General features: G+C 43.6%; 16 protein-coding genes and 1 riboswitch. All 16 genes read left to right on the top strand.

Annotated features, from left to right (window positions below):
• Positions 1 to 46 precede the first annotated feature (46 nt).
• Positions 47 to 1,069 carry a methionine ABC transporter ATP-binding protein gene (locus QT716_RS13280; protein WP_317936573.1) on the top strand — a complete coding sequence of 341 codons (1,023 nt, stop codon included), beginning with the start codon at positions 47 to 49 and terminating at the stop codon, positions 1,067 to 1,069.
• Positions 1,066 to 1,734, top strand: coding sequence for a methionine ABC transporter permease (locus tag QT716_RS13275; RefSeq protein WP_317936572.1), 669 nt, complete (start codon positions 1,066 to 1,068; stop codon positions 1,732 to 1,734). Before QT716_RS13280 ends, QT716_RS13275 begins: the two co-directional genes overlap by 4 nt.
• A 73-nt stretch (positions 1,735 to 1,807) precedes the next feature.
• Positions 1,808 to 2,650 carry a MetQ/NlpA family ABC transporter substrate-binding protein gene (locus tag QT716_RS13270; protein ID WP_317936571.1) on the top strand — a complete coding sequence of 281 codons (843 nt, stop codon included), beginning with the start codon at positions 1,808 to 1,810 and terminating at the stop codon, positions 2,648 to 2,650.
• Between the two features lie 132 nt (positions 2,651 to 2,782).
• Positions 2,783 to 3,985 (top strand): dicarboxylate/amino acid:cation symporter, encoded by a 1,203-nt coding sequence (locus QT716_RS13265; RefSeq protein ID WP_317936570.1) that lies wholly within the window; start codon positions 2,783 to 2,785, stop codon positions 3,983 to 3,985.
• A 371-nt stretch (positions 3,986 to 4,356) separates the two neighbouring features.
• The gene (sufC, locus tag QT716_RS13260; protein WP_398293504.1) at positions 4,357 to 5,136 is read left to right on the top strand and encodes a Fe-S cluster assembly ATPase SufC; all 780 of its coding nucleotides are present in this window, start codon (positions 4,357 to 4,359) and stop codon (positions 5,134 to 5,136) included.
• Positions 5,137 to 5,154: 18 nt separating this feature from the next.
• Positions 5,155 to 6,462: a Fe-S cluster assembly protein SufD gene (gene sufD, locus QT716_RS13255; RefSeq protein WP_317936569.1), complete on the top strand. Its 1,308-nt coding sequence runs from the start codon at positions 5,155 to 5,157 to the stop codon at positions 6,460 to 6,462.
• On the top strand, positions 6,462 to 7,682 hold the full coding sequence (locus tag QT716_RS13250; RefSeq protein ID WP_317936568.1) for a cysteine desulfurase: 1,221 nt from the start codon (positions 6,462 to 6,464) through the stop codon (positions 7,680 to 7,682). The genes sufD and QT716_RS13250 overlap by 1 nt, the downstream gene beginning before the upstream one ends.
• Positions 7,682 to 8,116, top strand: coding sequence for a Fe-S cluster assembly sulfur transfer protein SufU (gene sufU / locus QT716_RS13245; protein ID WP_317936567.1), 435 nt, complete (start codon positions 7,682 to 7,684; stop codon positions 8,114 to 8,116). Before QT716_RS13250 ends, sufU begins: the two co-directional genes overlap by 1 nt.
• A gap of 27 nt (positions 8,117 to 8,143) precedes the next feature.
• The gene (sufB, locus tag QT716_RS13240; RefSeq protein WP_317936566.1) at positions 8,144 to 9,541 is read left to right on the top strand and encodes a Fe-S cluster assembly protein SufB; all 1,398 of its coding nucleotides are present in this window, start codon (positions 8,144 to 8,146) and stop codon (positions 9,539 to 9,541) included.
• 176 nt (positions 9,542 to 9,717) lie between these two features.
• Complete coding sequence (locus QT716_RS13235; protein WP_317936565.1) at positions 9,718 to 10,443, top strand: N-acetylmuramoyl-L-alanine amidase family protein; 726 nt, start codon at positions 9,718 to 9,720, stop codon at positions 10,441 to 10,443.
• 125 nt (positions 10,444 to 10,568) lie between these two features.
• Complete coding sequence (locus QT716_RS13230; protein WP_317936564.1) at positions 10,569 to 11,429, top strand: DUF72 domain-containing protein; 861 nt, start codon at positions 10,569 to 10,571, stop codon at positions 11,427 to 11,429.
• Positions 11,430 to 11,432: 3 nt separating this feature from the next.
• Entirely contained in the window at positions 11,433 to 12,257 is an 825-nt protein-coding gene (locus QT716_RS13225) for a sulfite exporter TauE/SafE family protein (protein WP_317936563.1), read from the top strand.
• A complete protein-coding gene (locus QT716_RS13220; protein ID WP_317936562.1) occupies positions 12,254 to 13,636 on the top strand; it encodes a bifunctional metallophosphatase/5'-nucleotidase in 1,383 nt (460 codons plus the stop codon). Before QT716_RS13225 ends, QT716_RS13220 begins: the two co-directional genes overlap by 4 nt.
• Positions 13,637 to 13,690: 54 nt before the next feature.
• Entirely contained in the window at positions 13,691 to 14,458 is a 768-nt protein-coding gene (yunB, locus tag QT716_RS13215; protein ID WP_317936561.1) for a sporulation protein YunB, read from the top strand.
• Between the two features lie 54 nt (positions 14,459 to 14,512).
• A riboswitch (Lysine riboswitch) is annotated at positions 14,513 to 14,693 on the top strand.
• Positions 14,694 to 14,826: 133 nt separating this feature from the next.
• The gene (locus tag QT716_RS13210; RefSeq protein WP_317936560.1) at positions 14,827 to 16,404 is read left to right on the top strand and encodes a Na+/H+ antiporter NhaC family protein; all 1,578 of its coding nucleotides are present in this window, start codon (positions 14,827 to 14,829) and stop codon (positions 16,402 to 16,404) included.
• Between the two features lie 291 nt (positions 16,405 to 16,695).
• Complete coding sequence (locus tag QT716_RS13205) at positions 16,696 to 17,880, top strand: ABC transporter substrate-binding protein (protein ID WP_317936559.1); 1,185 nt, start codon at positions 16,696 to 16,698, stop codon at positions 17,878 to 17,880.
• Positions 17,881 to 17,898: the final 18 nt, after the last annotated feature.

Genomic DNA, 17,898 nt, shown 5'->3' with positions numbered 1-17,898 from the left:
TTTTACTAGTAATGGATAGAATGAACAGCAGTGAGGTGGGTGTCGAATGATTCAATTAGAAAACGTCAATAAACGATTTGGGACCTCAAACACTGCGATAACAGCAGTTGACGGAGTGAACTTGACGATTGAAGAAGGAAAGATATATGGCATTATCGGCTATAGTGGCGCTGGAAAAAGTACACTGATCCGATTGTTAAACGGGCTGGAACAGCCAACCGACGGAACAATCGAAGTGAATGGACGCAAGATTTCATCTATCGGTGGAAAAGAATTACGCCAAGCTCGCCAAAAAATCAGTATGATCTTCCAGCATTTCAACTTGCTGTGGTCACGTACTGTAAAAGAAAATATTATATTTCCGCTTGAAATAGCGGGAGTGAAGAAAGCGGATCGGGAGCGGAAAGCATCGGAATTGATAGAGCTTGTTGGATTAGGCGGACGTGAAAATGCCTACCCATCCCAATTATCAGGCGGACAGAAACAGCGTGTTGGTATTGCGCGCGCACTTGCCAATGACCCTGAAGTTTTATTATGTGATGAAGCAACTTCAGCATTGGATCCTGAAACAACAGATGCAATTTTAGACTTGTTAACTAGCATTAACGAACGACTCGGGTTAACCATTGTCCTCATTACGCATGAAATGCATGTCATTCGCAAGATCTGTCATGAAGTGGCGGTTATGGAAGCTGGGCGTGTTGTGGAAACTGGCGATGTCCTGCAGGTTTTCCAAGCACCGAAAAAAGCGATAACTAAACGATTTGTTTCCCAAGTAACTGAACCTGAAGACTCGAAAAAAGTGATGGCGCTCATGCGTGAAGACTATCCAGACGGAATACTCGTCAAGCTGGCATTTGTCGGCGAACGAACAGAACAGCCTGTACTTGCTCAATTGATACGAGAGTATCCAGTCGATGTCAGTATTCTCCAAGGGAACATTCAGCAAACGCGTGGCGGAGCTTACGGAACACTGATTCTACAACTTACAGGTGATTCGGAAGCAACAGCGAATGCGATTTCTTACTTACACGAACAAGGTGTCCAGACGGAGGTGTTTGAGAAATGATTGAAACCTATTTCCCGAACGTGGACTGGGCAAAAATGTGGGATGCGACAGTTGAAACCCTTTATATGACTGGCGTCTCTACTGTATTTACATTCATCATCGGACTCGCACTCGGTATTCTTCTGTTTTTAACCGCTCCGGGTCATATTTGGGCTAACAAGCTCGTTAATCTTCTCACGGGCTCAATTGTTAATATCTTTAGATCCATTCCGTTTATCATTCTGATCATCTTGCTGATTCCTTTCACTAAGTTCTTGATTGGTACAATTCGCGGACCAGAAGCCGCAATGCCAGCTCTTATAATAGGTGCTGCACCGTTTTACGGCCGAATGGTACTGATTGCTTTAACGGAGATTGACAAAGGGGTTCTGGAGGCAGCGCGTTCCATGGGTGCAAAGACTTCTACCATCATCTTCAAAGTGTTATTGCCAGAGTCAATGCCTGCATTGATTTCAGGAATTACAGTTACCGCAATCGCGCTTGTGGGGTATACAGCAATGGCTGGAATTATTGGTGCTGGCGGACTAGGAACACTTGCTTTCTTGGACGGTTTCCAACGAAGCAGGACAGACGTCACACTCGTTTCAACAGTTCTGATCTTAATCGTCGTATTCATCCTTCAATTCGCAGGCGATTTCGCCGTAAAAAAGCTCGACAAACGATAACAATGGGAAAAACAGGCGCGCCTGTCTACTATATAATGACTACAGTCAAAAACAGAAAAGGGAAGTGGAATGGATGAAGAAGTTTTTAACTGGAATACTACTAGCAGTACTAATATTAGCACTGGCAGCATGCGGAGCAGAAGAAGACAAAAACGGCAGCACAAGCGGTTCTGATGAAGAATCAAAAGTCATCAAAGTCGGCGCATCTAACGTGCCTCACGCAGAAATCCTGGAAGAAGCAAAACCTTTGTTGAAAGAAAAAGGCTATGATTTGGAGATTGAAGCTTACCAGGACTATGTTCTTCCAAACAAAGACTTGGATTCCGGTGATCTGGACGCAAACTACTTCCAGCACATCCCGTACATGGAAACACAAATAGCAGACCACGGATATGACTTTACGAACGCAGGCAGCATTCACATCGAGCCGATCGGCGTCTATTCAAAGAAATACAAAACACTGGATGAACTCCCTGAAGGCGCAACAATTCTAATCAGTAACTCTGTTGCGGATCACGGCCGTGTACTTGCAATGCTTGAGGCAGAAGGTCTTATCAAGCTAAAAGAAGGCGTAGACAAAACGAAAGCTGAAGTAAAAGATATCGAAGAGAATCCGAAAAACATTCAGTTCGATGCAAACTACGAAGCAGCGCTGCTTACACAAATGTTTGAAAGTGAAGAAGGCGATGCAGTTCTTATCAACTCCAACTATGCAATTGACGCAGGTTTAAATCCGATGAAAGACTCTATCGCGTTAGAAGAATCAGATTCACCTTACGTGAATGTCATCGCTGTGAACACTGGAGACGAAGACAAACCAGGCATTAAGGCACTTGTTGAAGTGTTAACTTCTAAAGAAATTCAAGACTTCATCTTAGAGAAATGGGAAGGCTCAGTTGTCCCGGTAACTAAATAATTGCTACCTCCTCTACCTTGTGAATAGGGTAGAGGAGTTTTTTTAGAATAATGATTAGGACTGAAAGTTAAAGCGTTTTCATGTATGATAAAGAAGGTTTTACTAATTCAACGCACGAAAGGAGTTTGGAAAGTGAAATTTAAAATAGGACTCATCTGGAGAATTATCATCGCAATTGCTTTGGCCTTAGGACTTGGCTATTTAACACTGCTCATAAGTGAGGGCTTTGCGAAAGGGTTCACGCGAGTTTTTGCTACATTCAATATGATTTTCGGAGGTTTCTTGAATTTCGTGGTTCCGCTGATTATTATCGGTTTCATCGCACCTGGAATTGCGAAGTTAGGAAAAGGTTCAGGGAAACTTCTTGGCCTGGCGACATTATTTGCATATGCCTCAACGATTGTTGCAGGGATTCTAGCGTACTTCGCAGCAACTAATCTATTACCGACATACATAAGCGGTTTAGGAAGTAAATCGATTGAATCAGCAAAAGAAGCAGCTACTTCATTCTTCGATCTTGAAATGACACCTCTTATGGGAGTAATGACAGCGTTGCTGCTCGCATTCGTTTTAGGAATCGGTATGGCATCGATCGGAAGTAAAACGATGCTGCATATGTTTGAAGAACTGAATACAATCATTGAGAAAGTAATATCCGTGATTATTATCCCATTACTGCCAATACATATTTTCGGGATCTTCTTGAATATGACCTATACGGGAGAAGTCGCAAAAGTTTTATCGATTTTCATTTTTGTGTTCGTCATGATTATTATATTGCATCTGATCATGCTGACACTTCAGTACACAGTGGCAGGAGCAGTCTCACAGCGGAATCCGTTCCGTTTAATGAAGATCATGGCACCCGCTTATTTCACAGCAATCGGAACACAATCTTCAGCAGCTACCATCCCAGTCACATTGCGGCAAGCGAAGCAGACGGGGGCATCCGCACGGGTCACTGACTTTACAGTGCCATTGTTTGCAACCATTCACCTATCAGGAAGTACGATTACACTTGTTTCCTGTTCGATTGGTGTCATGCTTATGAATGATGTTCCAATCAGTTTCATGACCTACCTCGGGTTCATCCTTATGCTTGGGATTACAATGATTGCCGCTCCAGGTGTACCAGGCGGTGCCGTCGTTGCCGCAACAGGTCTGCTAGCGTCTATGCTTGGTTTTGATGAATCCATGGTCGCGCTGATGATTGCGCTATACATGGCTCAAGATAGCTTTGGTACTGCAACAAACGTTACAGGGGACGGCGCCCTTGCAATTATCGTTGATAGTTTCTCAAAAGAAGGAACTTCAGCCAAGCTATCTAACCAATAATCTTCTAGTATTTAAATTTCATATCCTTGCTAGTAAGTACACTATTCTCCAAGCCAATTGGAAAATAGTGTACTTTTTTGGTGCGTAAAAGTGCATGGCTATCGTTTGGAATGGAGTTTGGCAAAAACGTCAATTGGATAGAAGAGTCAAAAATAATGTTTAGTTATCAAATATGGAGGTCGAAATTCTCACTCTCGAAATGTTAATTGAAAAACAAGAATTTGAATTCAATCCGCGAAACAAAAGGTTTTTCTAGATAAATTATAATCATTCTTAATGATTTGCAAGCACAACGTATATAGGTTAAGATTAGAATGATGATAAATAGAAGATGAACAAAGCTTCATCTTAAGCATACTGGAGGTATTGGAATGGCTACTTTGGAAATAAAAGATCTTCATGTTTCAATCGAAGACAAGGAAATACTGAAAGGCGTCAATTTAACAATTAACACAAATGAAATCCATGCAATTATGGGACCGAACGGAACAGGTAAATCCACGCTCGCGTCTGCAATCATGGGTCATCCAAAATACGAGGTAACATCAGGTTCTGTTCTTCTTGATGGAGAAGAAGTACTTGAAATGGAAGTGGACGAACGTGCGAAAGCCGGATTGTTCCTAGGTATGCAATATCCAAGTGAAATCACTGGCGTAACAAACGCTGATTTCCTTCGCTCAGGCATTAACGCCCGCCGTGAAGAAGGGGACGAAATTTCTTTGATGAAATTCATCCGCGAATTGGACAGTAAAATGGAAATGCTTGAAATGGACGAAGATATGGCAACTCGCTACTTGAACGAAGGATTTTCAGGCGGAGAGAAAAAGCGTAACGAAATTCTTCAGCTAATGATGTTGAAGCCTAAATTCGCAATTCTAGACGAAATCGACTCCGGTCTTGACATCGATGCGCTGCGTATCGTTTCTACTGGTATTAACGAAATGCGCGGCGAAGACTTCGGCTGCCTGATCATTACTCACTATCAGCGTCTGTTAAACTACATCACACCTGATCACGTACACGTAATGATGCAAGGCCGCGTTGTGAAATCCGGCGGTGCAGAACTTGCTCGCAAACTGGAAGAGCACGGCTACGACTGGATCAAAGAAGAGCTTGGAATTGAAGAAGAGACGGTTGAACAAGAAGCGTAAGAGGGAGGACGATTGACTATGACGGTTGAAACAAAATTGGCATTGACCGGAGATGACGTCCGCTCTTATTCCGCAGCGACGGGAGAAGCGAGCTGGTTAACCGATCTCCGCTTGGAAGCACTCGACAAAGTAGACGCACTTCCAATGCCGAAGCCAGACAAAACAAAAATTGATAAGTGGAATTTCACGGAGTTTCCTGTACATGCTGTAGAAAGCACTGTATTTGAAAGTCTGAGTGACCTTCCTGATGATGCGAAGTCTCTAGTTGACGCAGAAAACCAAAAAAATATTTACGTGCAGCACAATAATACACCGGCGTATCTTTCACTTTCAGAAGACTTGAAAGAGCAAGGCGTTATTATGACAGATATTTTTACGGCATCACGTGAGCATAGCGATCTCGTTAAAAAGTATTTCATGACAGATGGCGTGAAAGTGGACGAGCACCGTCTAACTGCATTCCATGCAGCGCTTATGAACGGCGGCGTATTCGTTTATGTACCGAAAAATGTGGAAGTGAAACAGCCGATCCAAGTATTGTTTTTACATGACGATGCACAAGCTTCTCTTTTCAACCACGTAATCGTAGTGGCTGAAGCGAATAGTTCAGTGACATATGTTGAAAACTACTTATCGACAGTAACTCACGCAGAAGGTCTTGCAAACATCGTTTCTGAAGTCTTCACAGGTGACAACGCAGTTGTGACTTACGGAGCAGTAGACGTTTTAGCGGAAGGCTTCACGACGTACGTTAACCGCCGCGGGATTGCTGGCCGAGACAGCCGCATCGATTGGGCACTAGGTTTGATGAACGACAGCAACACGATTTCTAACAACCTTACACACTTGGTGGGCAATGGCTCACGCTGTGATATGAAGTCTGTTGTCGTAGGACGCGGATCTCAAAAACAGAACTTCACTTCTGAAATCGTCCATTGGGGACTTGATACAGAAGGTCATATTTTGAAGCACGGTGTCATGAAAGATGCATCTTCTTCAATCTTTAACGGTATCGGTAAAATTGAAAAAGGCGCGACACGTTCTAATGCTGAGCAAGAGTCTAGAGTACTCATGTTAAGCGAAAAAGCACGTGGAGATGCGAACCCGATTTTACTCATCGACGAAGATGATGTAACTGCAGGACACGCAGCTTCCGTTGGACGTGTAGATCCACTTCAGCTGTTCTATCTAATGAGCCGCGGTATTTCGAAGCAAGAAGCTGAACGCCTCGTTATCCATGGTTTCCTTGCACCGGTTGTAAGCAAATTGCCAATCGAAGGCGTGAAGAAACAGCTGACGGAGGTTATTGAAAGGAAAGTGCGCTAATGCTAAATTCAGACATTCGCAACGATTTCCCGATACTAGACCAAGAAATAAATGGCTATCCTCTCGTATACCTTGACAGTGCGGCGACATCTCAGAAGCCTCGTCAAGTGATTGAGGCGATGGAGCACTATTATAAAAATGATAATGCCAACGTTCACCGCGGTGTTCATACACTCGGTAACAGAGCAACTGAAGGCTACGAAGGTGCGCGCGAAACGGTGCGCAAATTCTTGAATGCTTCTTCAGCGGAAGAAATCGTCTTCACTCGTGGAACGACTACTGCATTGAACCTTGTGGCACAAAGTTATGGGCGTGCAAACGTAGGCGAAGGCGACGAAATTATCATTACGTATATGGAACACCATTCAAACATCATCCCTTGGCAGCAATTGGCAAAAGCAACAGGCGCTGTCTTGAAATATGTCGATCTGGAAGAAGACGGTACGCTTGCCCTTGAAAAGGTAAGTGATGCAATGACAGATCGTACAAAGATTGTTTCTATGATGTATGTTTCTAACGTTCTCGGTACGATGAACCCAATTAAAGGGATTACAGAAATCGCCCATGCACACAATGCGATTATGGTAGTGGATGCCGCGCAAGCAGCTCCGCACTTGAAACTGGATGTGCAAGACTTAGACTGTGATTTCCTCGCATTTTCCGGTCACAAATTATGCGGCCCTACTGGAATCGGTGCTCTCTATGGTAAGAAAGCGTTACTGAATGAGATGGAGCCTGTAGAATTTGGCGGAGAAATGATCGACTTCGTAGGTCTCTATGATTCCACGTGGAAAGAACTTCCTTGGAAATTTGAAGGAGGAACACCGATTATTGCAGGAGCAATTGGCATGGCAGCTGCGATCGATTATATCGAATCGATCGGACTCGATAAAATTGAGCAGCATGAGCATGAACTAGTTGCCTATGCAATGGAACAAATGAAAGCTGTTGAAGGACTTGAAATCTATGGACCACGCGACTCAAGCAAACGTGCAGGTATTGTAACGTTCAATCTTGAAGGCGTTCATCCTCATGATTTAGCAACAGTCCTTGATATGAACGGGATAGCAGTCCGTGCAGGACATCATTGCTGTCAACCTCTTATGAAATGGCTGGATGTATCTGCAACGGCGCGTGCCAGTTTCTATCTGTACAACACGAAAGAAGATGTGGATCGTCTTGTAGAGGGACTCCGCATGGCAAAGGAGTATTTCCAATAATGAAAAACGAAAAACTCGATCAGCTGTATCGCTCGGTCATTATGGATCATTACAAAACTCCACGTAACAAAGGGGTACTTGAAAGCAGCAACGTCACAATCGACATGAATAACCCGACGTGTGGTGACGTGATTCACTTAACGCTTCAAGTTGAAGATAATATGGTGAAAGACGCGAAATTTGAAGGAGAAGGATGCTCGATTTCAATGGCCTCCGCTTCGATGATGACGCAACTTATTAAAGGTAAGAATGTAGAGGATGCGGTGAACGCTGCCCATGCCTTTTCAGATATGATGCTTGGTGAAGAAGTGGATGACTCGGTTGACTTTGGTGATATCGAAGCTCTGACTGGTGTTGCTAAATTCCCTGCTCGTATTAAATGTGCAACATTGCCATGGAAAGCTATGGAAAAAGGGATCGCAAGCGACTCGTAAGAGGATTGAAAGAAGGAGGAATTTCAAATGGCTAAGCAAATGCCTGAAATCGGCGATTACAAATACGGTTTTCATGACAAAGACGTGTCCGTATTCCGCTCTGCGCGTGGATTGACAAAAGAAATCGTTGAAGAAATCTCGCGTATGAAAGAAGAACCAGAATGGATGTTAAACTACCGTCTGAAGTCTCTTGAATTGTTCTACAGCAAGCCAATGCCACAATGGGGCGGCGACTTGAATTCACTAAACTTCGATGAGATTACGTATTACGTAAAACCATCCGAAGCAACAGAAACTTCATGGGATGAAGTACCTGAAGAAATCAAACGTACGTTTGATAAACTAGGTATTCCTGAAGCGGAACAAAAGTATCTTGCAGGGGTTTCTGCACAGTATGAATCTGAAGTGGTTTACCACAACATGAAACAAGAACTTACAGACTTAGGTATCGTCTTCAAAGATACAGATTCTGCACTTCGTGAAAACGAAGACTTGTTCAAGAAGCATTTTGGTACAGTGATTCCGAACTCTGACAACAAATTTGCTGCGTTAAACTCAGCAGTCTGGTCAGGCGGTTCTTTCATCTACGTACCTCCAGGCGTTAAAGTGGAAACACCGCTTCAAGCGTATTTCCGCATTAACTCTGAAAACATGGGACAGTTCGAACGTACATTGATTATCGTAGATGAAGGCGCAAGCGTTCACTACGTAGAAGGTTGTACTGCACCTGTTTACACAACGAACTCACTTCACAGTGCGGTTGTTGAAATCATCATCAAAAAAGATGCGTATTGCCGTTATACAACGATTCAAAACTGGGCGAACAACGTATACAACCTAGTAACGAAGCGTGCGGTATGTGATGCGAATGCAACGATGGAATGGATCGATGGCAACATCGGTTCGAAGTTGACGATGAAATATCCTGCAGTTCTTCTAAAAGGCGAAGGCGCTCGCGGCATGACATTGTCGATCGCAATCGCTGGTAAAGGACAGCACCAAGATGCTGGCGCAAAAATGATGCACTTGGCTCCGAATACGTCTTCTACGATTGTATCGAAGTCCATTTCTCAACACGGCGGTAAAGTAACTTACCGCGGTATCGTTCACTTCGGCCGTAAAGCAGAAGGCGCTCGTTCTAATATCGAGTGTGATACGCTCATCATGGATGACAAATCTACTTCAGATACGATTCCATACAACGAAATCCTGAACGACAATATTTCACTTGAGCACGAAGCAAAAGTTTCTAAAGTCTCTGAAGAACAGCTCTTCTACTTGATGAGCCGTGGTATTTCAGAACAAGAAGCTACAGAAATGATCGTTATGGGCTTCATCGAGCCATTCACGAAAGAACTTCCAATGGAATATGCCGTTGAAATGAACCGTCTCATTAAATTTGAGATGGAAGGTTCAATCGGATAATTATATTAACCAAAAGTCTCGTACACTTCGCAAAAGTGTACGAGGCTTTTTCGTTCTTGGAACCGGATTGCATATCATTTTATCGTCAAACGATTTCAGTCAGTCAACTTTGTATACTTATCGTGTCAATCATTCTATATAAACCATGAACAAACTCATAAAGGATGGTGTCTATAGTGAAATTCAAGATAGTGTTAGATGCAGGTCACGGATTGCCTACTGCTGGAAAACAGACTCCTGACGGTGAAAAAGAATGGACATTCAACAATACAGTCCTATTAGCAGCTCAGTCGAAACTAAAAGCATATCCACAACTGGAACTGCTAAGAGTAGACGACCCCACAGGAAAAGTAGATGTCCCGTTAAAAGTACGCACCGACAAAGCCAATGCATGGAACGCGGATGTCTATGTATCTATTCATCACAATGCGAATACGGGCTTCTGGGGAGACTGGGGAGGTGTTGAAACGTATGTATTCGACGGGAACTCTAAAAATTCAAAAGCGGAACAACTTGCTCACTGCATACAGCCCCGCATAATCCATGTAATGGGGTTGCGTGATCGGGGTGTACGCAAGAAAAATTTACACGTTCTTCGAGAGACCGCTATGCCTGCTGTACTCATTGAAGGTGGATTTATGGATTCGCGGACGGATATTCAATCCCTAAGAGACCCCCGAAAGCTAAAAGCACAAGGAGAAGCAATCGCGGACGCGATTGTTGAGTATGTTCAGTTACAAAGCGTTAAAACAGAGATCACGATGAAAACCTCCGCTTCTAATCCGAAACAGCAATTCCGTCTCGTAACAGGTACATTTCCTTCCAAACAACACGCAGAGCTCGCGGCGAACTTGTTACGGGTTCAAAATGGCTGGACCGTTTATGTAAAAGAAGAAAACTGATCGATGACCTTTGCATCCATGCAAAGGTCATTTTTCATGCATTAATAAGCGTTTCCATCTCAGAAAAACCGATTAGGTATGCTATGATGAGGGTAACTGAATTGTACAAGAATGGAGGGCTGTATATGATAGAAATCGGATTAACCGGATGGGGCGATCACCCAGATGTGTATGCGCCCTCATCTACAGCAAAAGAAAAATTGATGGACTACAGTTCACACTTTCCTGTTGTGGAACTGGATGCTACGTTCTATGCGATTCAACCAGAACGCAACATTCAAAAATGGATTCGGGAAACGCCGGACCATTTTGGGTTTATCGTCAAAGCCTATCAAGGGATGACAGGCCATTTGCGAGGAGAACTGCCTTACGAATCGAAAGAGGAAATGTTTGACCTTTTTCGGCTATCGATGGGTCCGCTGCAAAAAGCGGGTAAGCTTTCACTCGTTTTAGTTCAGTTTCCGCCTTGGTTCGATTGTGTCAAAGAGAATGTCGATGAAATACGATACATATGTAAACATCTTGAAGGATTTGATATCGGAATTGAATTTCGTCACCAGTCTTGGTATGCGGAAGAATTCCGAGAAAAGACTCTTCAGTTCCTAAGAGAGAATAATCTGATCCATGTCATTGCGGATGAACCGCAAGCTGGAACTGGCAGTGTTCCGTTCATCCCATCTGCCACCCGGAGTGACAAAGCAGTCATCCGGCTGCACGGTCGCAACGTTGCAGGCTGGCAGAATCCAGGAGGAAGCAGGGAACACTGGCGCAAAGTCCGGTACTTATATGATTATACAGATCGAGAGTTAAAGGGAATTCAAACAGCAGTTGAGGAGTTAGCGCAACAAACCGAATACGTAGCCGTTATCTTTAATAATAATTCAGGTGGTCATGCAGCAGAGAATGCCAAACGTTTTCAAAAAATGCTTCAACTCTCTTTCGAAGATTTGGCTCCTAAACAGCTCGACATCTTTGAGGGGGAATAACGGATGGAATACGTATTACTGATCATCATCGGAATGCTGTCAGGAGTCGTAGGGTCACTCGTTGGCCTTGGCGGCGGTACGATATTTGTACCTGTCACGATTTTAGTCGGAATTGACTTAGGCTGGATTCCGCACGTCACTCCGCAAACAGTTGTCGGGATGTCCGTCATCATGATGGTCTTCAATGGATTGTCATCGACGACATTTCATATGAAAGCCAAAACGGTCGATTATAAAAGCGGCCTCATTTTCTTTGCAGGAAGTGTGCCGGGCACAATTTTGGGTGCTTTCTTCAACAAAAGTCTCGATTTAGGTTCTTTCAACTTATATTTCGGGATTTTACTCATCTTTTTAGCTGGTCTTTTGTTAGTTAGAAAATATTTAAAACCAATCAATTGGTTCGTGGATCATGGAAAGAAAATTACTTTTACAGATCCGCAAGGAGAAACGCACGTCTATGGGTATCCAATTTGGTTCGCTCTGCTTCTTACGTTTGTCATTGGCTTAATGTCAGGGCTTTTTGGAATCGGCGGTGGTGCAATGATTGTCCCAGCCATGCTGTTGTTATTCCTTTTCCCTCCACACGTTGCAGTAGGGACATCGATGCTAATGGTATTCCTGTCAGCACTCATTAACTCAGGAACACACATCTACTTAGGTCACGTTCCATGGCTGTACTCACTCGCTGTCATCCCCGGCGCCTATATCGGAGGAACGCTCGGATCGATGCTGAACAAAAAGATGAGCTCGGAAACTCTCGTAGTCGTGTTACGTGTGTTATTGCTCTTATTCGGGATTAATTCAATTATTGATGGGATTTGGGGATGAGAATGATCACTGCAAACACAGAAACCATTCATATTTATCATACAAATGACATTCATAGTCACTTTGAAAACTGGCCGGGAATCAGCGAATATCTGTTAAACCAACGGGCACATCACAAACAGATAGGGGAGTCTTGTTTCGTTTTCGATCTTGGTGATTACGTTGATCGCTCTCATCCATTCACCGAAGCGACAGAAGGTAAAGGGAATATCGGACTGTTGAATCGTGCGGGATATGATGCCGTAACAATTGGCAACAATGAAGGGATTACGCTTTCTCATAGTGCGTTGGCACAATTATATGAGCATGCTCAATTCGATGTCGTTGTTGCGAATTTATTGGATGAAAATGGAGAGCAGCTTGACTGGGCTGTCCCCTATACGGCGTTTACAACATCGAGCGGCTTGAAAGTCTCAGTTATCGCGGCAACTGCTGAATACGAGTTGTTTTACAAAAAACTTGGCTGGACGATACAAGAGCCACGCAGTATTTTAAGGGAACTCGCATCACAACTGCGCAACACTTCGGACTGCGTGATTTGCCTTTCCCATTTAGGTGTCCATGAAGACCGTTTGCTGGCACAAGAGACATCGGATATCGATGTGATCTTAGGCGCGCATACGCATCATTTGTTTGTACATGGAGAACTTGTTGGAGAGACACTGCTTGCTGCGACTGGAAAGTTTGGTCAGTATGTCGGTCATGTAACACTTACGGTTCAAAACAAACAAGTGATCGGCAAACGTGCAGAGGTGATTCTAGCAGACGAGCTTGAAGCAGGAGAAGATGAAGTTTACGCAATCCAGAAGATGATAGACGAAGGTACAAAAGCGTTGGATGAAGAAGTATTCATGACCCCGACAATACTTAAGCAGAACTTATTTGGCAAAAGTCCGCTGTCGGAATTCTTCGGACAAGCCTTGCTTGCCTATACAAAAGCAGACTGCGGATTATTCAATGCCGGGATTTTCCTTGGAAGTCTCCCCGAGGGAATAGTCACGAAAAGAGATTTACACCGTGTGCTCCCTCATCCTATTAACGCTTGTATACTCACTGTAAAGGGCCAAGCGCTGCGAGATTATTACATAGAATCTTGTCATCCCGATTGGCCGCGGACGGAAGTGAGAGGGCTCGGTTTTAGAGGAACGCTTATGGGCATCATGATTCACGAGAATTTCACGATGAAGCACGATGACCTATTTGTGAACGGAAAGCTAGTCGATCCGCTAGCAGACTACAAGCTTGCAACTTTGGATATGTTTACGTTCGGATTCTTTTATCCGAATATGAAATTCGAAAAGATCGACTATATCGCACCGGAAATGCTTCGGGATATCGCTGCATGGTATGGGAAATCGTATTTTGGAACAACTTCATAACGAGGTATAAGCGACTTCTTCCTTTCATATTGTAGGAAAGGGAGGCGTCGCTTTTTGAAATTCCATATGCAAGTCCCTAAACAGCGGAAGAAAAAGAGAAGATGGATTAAACTCATCATTCCAGTGCTTCTTTTATCAATTGTTTTAAGTTTTTATTATTTGAATATGAAATTGAAGCCTTTATATATGAACTATGCAGAGGTGCAAACGCGAAAAATTGCGGCGCACGTCATCAGTCAGGCAATTCAATCCAGATCATCGAGTGTGTTAGATGTAAACGATGTGCTTTTGAATATACCAAACGATTCGACTGAAACCGTTACATTAAAGATCGATGCGGAAACCATTAACCAAATTATGGCGGAACTTCATGAACTTGTGGAAGAACATTTGGAACGTGCAGAATCCGGGGATTTAGATATGCTTCCTCAGAGTGAAGAATTGGATTTTGATACAGAAGGGATGGAGAAACACGGAGGGGTTGTTTTCTTCGTCCCGATTGGGCAAGTGGCAGGAATCCCGCTTCTCGGAAATTTAGGACCTAAGATTCCAATCCGTTTTCATATTTTGGGAGATGTCCATGGAGATATCGATACCAATCTAAGAGAATATGGAATAAATAATGTATACATGGAAGTGAATGCGGTACTTACTGTGAATGTGCAAATTATTATTCCAATCGCAACAAAACAAAGTACGGTTGTTCAGGAATTTCCTATAGCAATTGGAATCATCCAAGGTGTTGTTCCGCAAATCTATACGAAGGGAGGCCAGAGTCCTGCGAATATAGAAGTCCCATTGGAGGATGTGAAGAAACCGTAAGTCACCTTGCATCCTGAATCGATTCTTGTTATGATGAACGAGTAATAACGTAATCGATAGGGTAGAGGCTGCATTGTTTAAGAGTACCGCATGCGAGAGTGACATCGCAGACCATGCGTGAAAGGAAGCATTGCCGAAGTCTGATGGAACGTCAATTCCATGAGGCTGGGGTCATTTCGAAAAGGGATGGCACTGTCAGGGACAGCTGGATTGTCCATGATGAGCTACAATCGTCAGTGAGATAACGAAAGTGATTATCAAACAACGACATGTAGACAGCCGGTACCCGGTCCACTTGAACAAAGTGAAACGGGTACCGGCTTTTTTATTTCCCCGGTTACCTCAACAACTTGAAGGAGGAGATTGGAATGATTGGAACTTGGTTATCGATTCTGCCACCAGTGATCGCCATAGTAATGGTGCTCACGACAAAGCGGGTACTGCTTTCACTCGGGGCAGGAATTTTGTCCGCTGCATTACTAGTCGCTTCCTTTGCACCAGTGGAAACATTGACGCAGTTAGGAAAAGCGCTCATCGTCTCATTTTGGACTGATGGAGAAGTGAATACGTATAACATATTCATTATGCTGTTCATATTATTTTTAGGTGTTATTACGGCACTTGTTAGTCTATCAGGAGGAAGCCGTGCTTTTGCGGAGTGGGCTGTAACACGCATCCGAACACGCAGAAGTGCAAAACTGCTTACTATGGTATTAGGAATTGCAATCTTTGTAGATGACTATTTCAACGCACTTGCGGTAGGTCAAATCGCACGTCCGATTACAGACCGACATAAGATTTCTCGTGCGAAACTAGCGTATTTCATTGATTCCACATCTGCACCAATTTGTGTAATTTCACCAGTGTCGAGTTGGGGAGCATTTCTTATTGGTCAACTTGCAATCATTTTAGCAACGACAGCATCTGTCAATTATTCACCGCTCTCAGCATTTCTCATGATGGCACCGATGAACTTTTACGTGATTGCTACGTTAGCTATGGTCTTTTTCTTCGCTTGGACGAATATCGACTTTTTCGCAATGAAAGATCACGAAAACCGTGCAGAAGAAAAAGGTGAGCTGTTTGATCCTGAAAAAGAAATTCCAGGTCAATTGAAAGATGAGTTTCCTGAACACAGTCACGGTCGTGTAAGGGATCTAGTGGCACCGATTGTAACACTTGTAGTTGTGACGCTTGCTTCGATGGTTATTACGGGGTACCGAATCGGCGGAGAGTTGAATCTTTGGTCTATCTTTGAAAACACAGACGTTCCGCTTTCTTTAGTCATTGGCGGTCTCGCGGGTACTGCAATCGCCGTTATTCTTTATGCATCCCAATTCAAAGTGAATCAGACAGCATCTGCCGGCTTGATAGGTCGGGCATTTGTCAGCGGTGTGAAAGCGATGATGCCTGCGGTATTGATACTAATATTAGCTTGGTCGCTGACTCACTTAATTGATATTTTAGAAACAGGATTGTTCCTATCTGAAGTTGTTGCGAAGTCTAATATTCCTGTAGCTTTCCTGCCGGTTGTATTGTTCGTGTTAGCAGGACTGATGGCATTTTCTACAGGAACGTCGTGGGGATCTTTCGGAATCTTACTTCCAATTGCCGGAACGATTATGGTGAATGCAGCGCCGGAACTATTGTTGCCAGCACTTTCAGCAGTTCTTGCGGGTGCAGTATTTGGTGACCACTGTTCACCGATTTCAGATACGACGATTCTTTCATCCACAGGGGCAGGAAGTAACCACATTGACCACGTTGCGACCCAGTTACCTTATGCGCTGATGGCGGCAGGAATTGCGACTGGCGGGTATATCGTTCTTGGACTAACAGGATCGATTTGGATGGGTCTTGCTGCTGTAATTATTATTCTTGCTGCTTTATTTACAGTATGGAATGTACGGAATTCAAAAAAAGCTGTAAATGTCATAGCCGAATAATCGCTAAAAAGGTATTCCCGCATAGTTGTGGGGAATACCTTTTTCTTTTATAGTCCGATATATAAACTAGGAAATTAGCAATAGTTCCCACTATCTAGAAGGTAGATATGACGGGAAACGAAACAATTTAACAATCTAGTAATAAGATTTTGAAAATTTGTATAGACTGAATTAGAAGTTTGTTTTAGAATAGGGTTACGGAAAGAAATAGAGAGGCAAAGATGACTGCATCCAGGCCAAGGCTGTCCTTTCTGTTGCGATTTCAGAATAGTTAAAATAGGGGGAAGAGAAATGAAGTTTAACAGAGCATGGAGTTTACTAGCAGCAATGACGCTTGGCGTCGGTCTTCTCGCAGGTTGTTCTCAGGATGACAAAGACGGGGCGTCAGGATCTAAGGACAGCGATGAGATTAAGATCGGGGTCAACCTAGAATTATCGGGAGCTGTTGCTTCCTACGGTACATCTGAAGCAGACGGTATTCAACTGGCAGTCGATGAAATCAATGATGATGGCGGAATTGACGGCAAAAAAATCAAACTTGTAAAGATTGATAATAAGTCAGATGCTGCTGAAGCAACGAACGCAGCGATTAAGCTGACAACGCAAGAAAATGTTGTTGCGATTATTGGAGCAGCGACAAGTGGAGCAACTGTGGCACAAGCCCAAATTGCCAATGATAATAAGACTCCCCTAATTAGTCCATCTGGAACAAGCCCGACAGTTACGGTGAACGAAAAAGGAGAAGTAAATGAGTTCGTATTCCGTACTTCGTTCATCGATCCTTTCCAAGGAACGGTCGCAGCGAACTTCGCAGCAAATGACCTAGGTGTTAAAAACGTTGCCATCTTCTCGGATAATGCGAGTGATTATTCTAAAGGATTAGCTGCTTCTTTTAAAGAAGACTTTGAAAAAGCAGGCGGTAAAGTAGTAGCGGAAGAATCGTATGTTGCGAAAGACTCTGATTTCCGTTCAACGTTGACACGTATAAAATCCGCAAAGCCTGAATTCATCTTCATCCCTGGTTATTATGAAGAAGTGGGATTGATTGTAAAGCAGGCACGTGAAATGGGAATTGACGTACCATTAATGGGTGCTGACGGTTGGGATTCTCCAACGTTGATGGATCTTGCAGGAGCAGATGCTTTAAACAATACGTTTACAACAAATCACTATTCTTCTGACGATCCAGACGGCGCGGTTAAAGCGTTCAATGATAAGTTCAACGAAGAGTATGGAAAGTCACCAGATGCATTCAATGCGCTTGGCTATGACACAGTGTACTTGCTGAAAGATGCAATCGAACGTGCTGGCAGTGTCGATTCTACAAAGATTAAAGACGCACTTGCAGAAACAGATGGACTCGACCTTGTAACAGGTAACTATTCAGTGGATGAAAACCACCACCCGATTAAATCAGCGACGATCCTTGAATACAAGGATGGCGAGCAAGTGTTCAATACGAAGGTAAATCCTTAATTTCATGGAGGCGGGGGA

This window comes from Sporosarcina aquimarina (assembly GCF_033253705.1).
In the GTDB taxonomy this organism is placed as follows: Bacteria; Bacillota; Bacilli; order Bacillales_A; family Planococcaceae; genus Sporosarcina; species Sporosarcina aquimarina.
The sequence above is the reverse complement of the archived record's forward strand: the minus strand, read 5'-3'. Positions and strand labels throughout refer to the sequence as shown.

What these genes read in the sequence shown, in the direction of transcription:
- sufC (WP_398293504.1), top strand. Translation starts at nt 4,357, where the DNA reads ATGGCTACTTTGGAAATAAAAGATCTTCATGTTTCAATCGAAGACAAG.
- sufB (WP_317936566.1), top strand. Translation starts at nt 8,144, where the DNA reads ATGGCTAAGCAAATGCCTGAAATCGGCGATTACAAATACGGTTTTCAT.
- QT716_RS13220 (WP_317936562.1), top strand. Translation starts at nt 12,254, where the DNA reads ATGAGAATGATCACTGCAAACACAGAAACCATTCATATTTATCATACA.
- QT716_RS13250 (WP_317936568.1), top strand. Translation starts at nt 6,462, where the DNA reads ATGCTAAATTCAGACATTCGCAACGATTTCCCGATACTAGACCAAGAA.
- QT716_RS13210 (WP_317936560.1), top strand. Translation starts at nt 14,827, where the DNA reads ATGATTGGAACTTGGTTATCGATTCTGCCACCAGTGATCGCCATAGTA.
- QT716_RS13230 (WP_317936564.1), top strand. Translation starts at nt 10,569, where the DNA reads ATGATAGAAATCGGATTAACCGGATGGGGCGATCACCCAGATGTGTAT.
- sufU (WP_317936567.1), top strand. Translation starts at nt 7,682, where the DNA reads ATGAAAAACGAAAAACTCGATCAGCTGTATCGCTCGGTCATTATGGAT.
- QT716_RS13205 (WP_317936559.1), top strand. Translation starts at nt 16,696, where the DNA reads ATGAAGTTTAACAGAGCATGGAGTTTACTAGCAGCAATGACGCTTGGC.
- sufD (WP_317936569.1), top strand. Translation starts at nt 5,155, where the DNA reads ATGACGGTTGAAACAAAATTGGCATTGACCGGAGATGACGTCCGCTCT.
- QT716_RS13225 (WP_317936563.1), top strand. Translation starts at nt 11,433, where the DNA reads ATGGAATACGTATTACTGATCATCATCGGAATGCTGTCAGGAGTCGTA.
- QT716_RS13275 (WP_317936572.1), top strand. Translation starts at nt 1,066, where the DNA reads ATGATTGAAACCTATTTCCCGAACGTGGACTGGGCAAAAATGTGGGAT.
- QT716_RS13280 (WP_317936573.1), top strand. Translation starts at nt 47, where the DNA reads ATGATTCAATTAGAAAACGTCAATAAACGATTTGGGACCTCAAACACT.
- QT716_RS13270 (WP_317936571.1), top strand. Translation starts at nt 1,808, where the DNA reads ATGAAGAAGTTTTTAACTGGAATACTACTAGCAGTACTAATATTAGCA.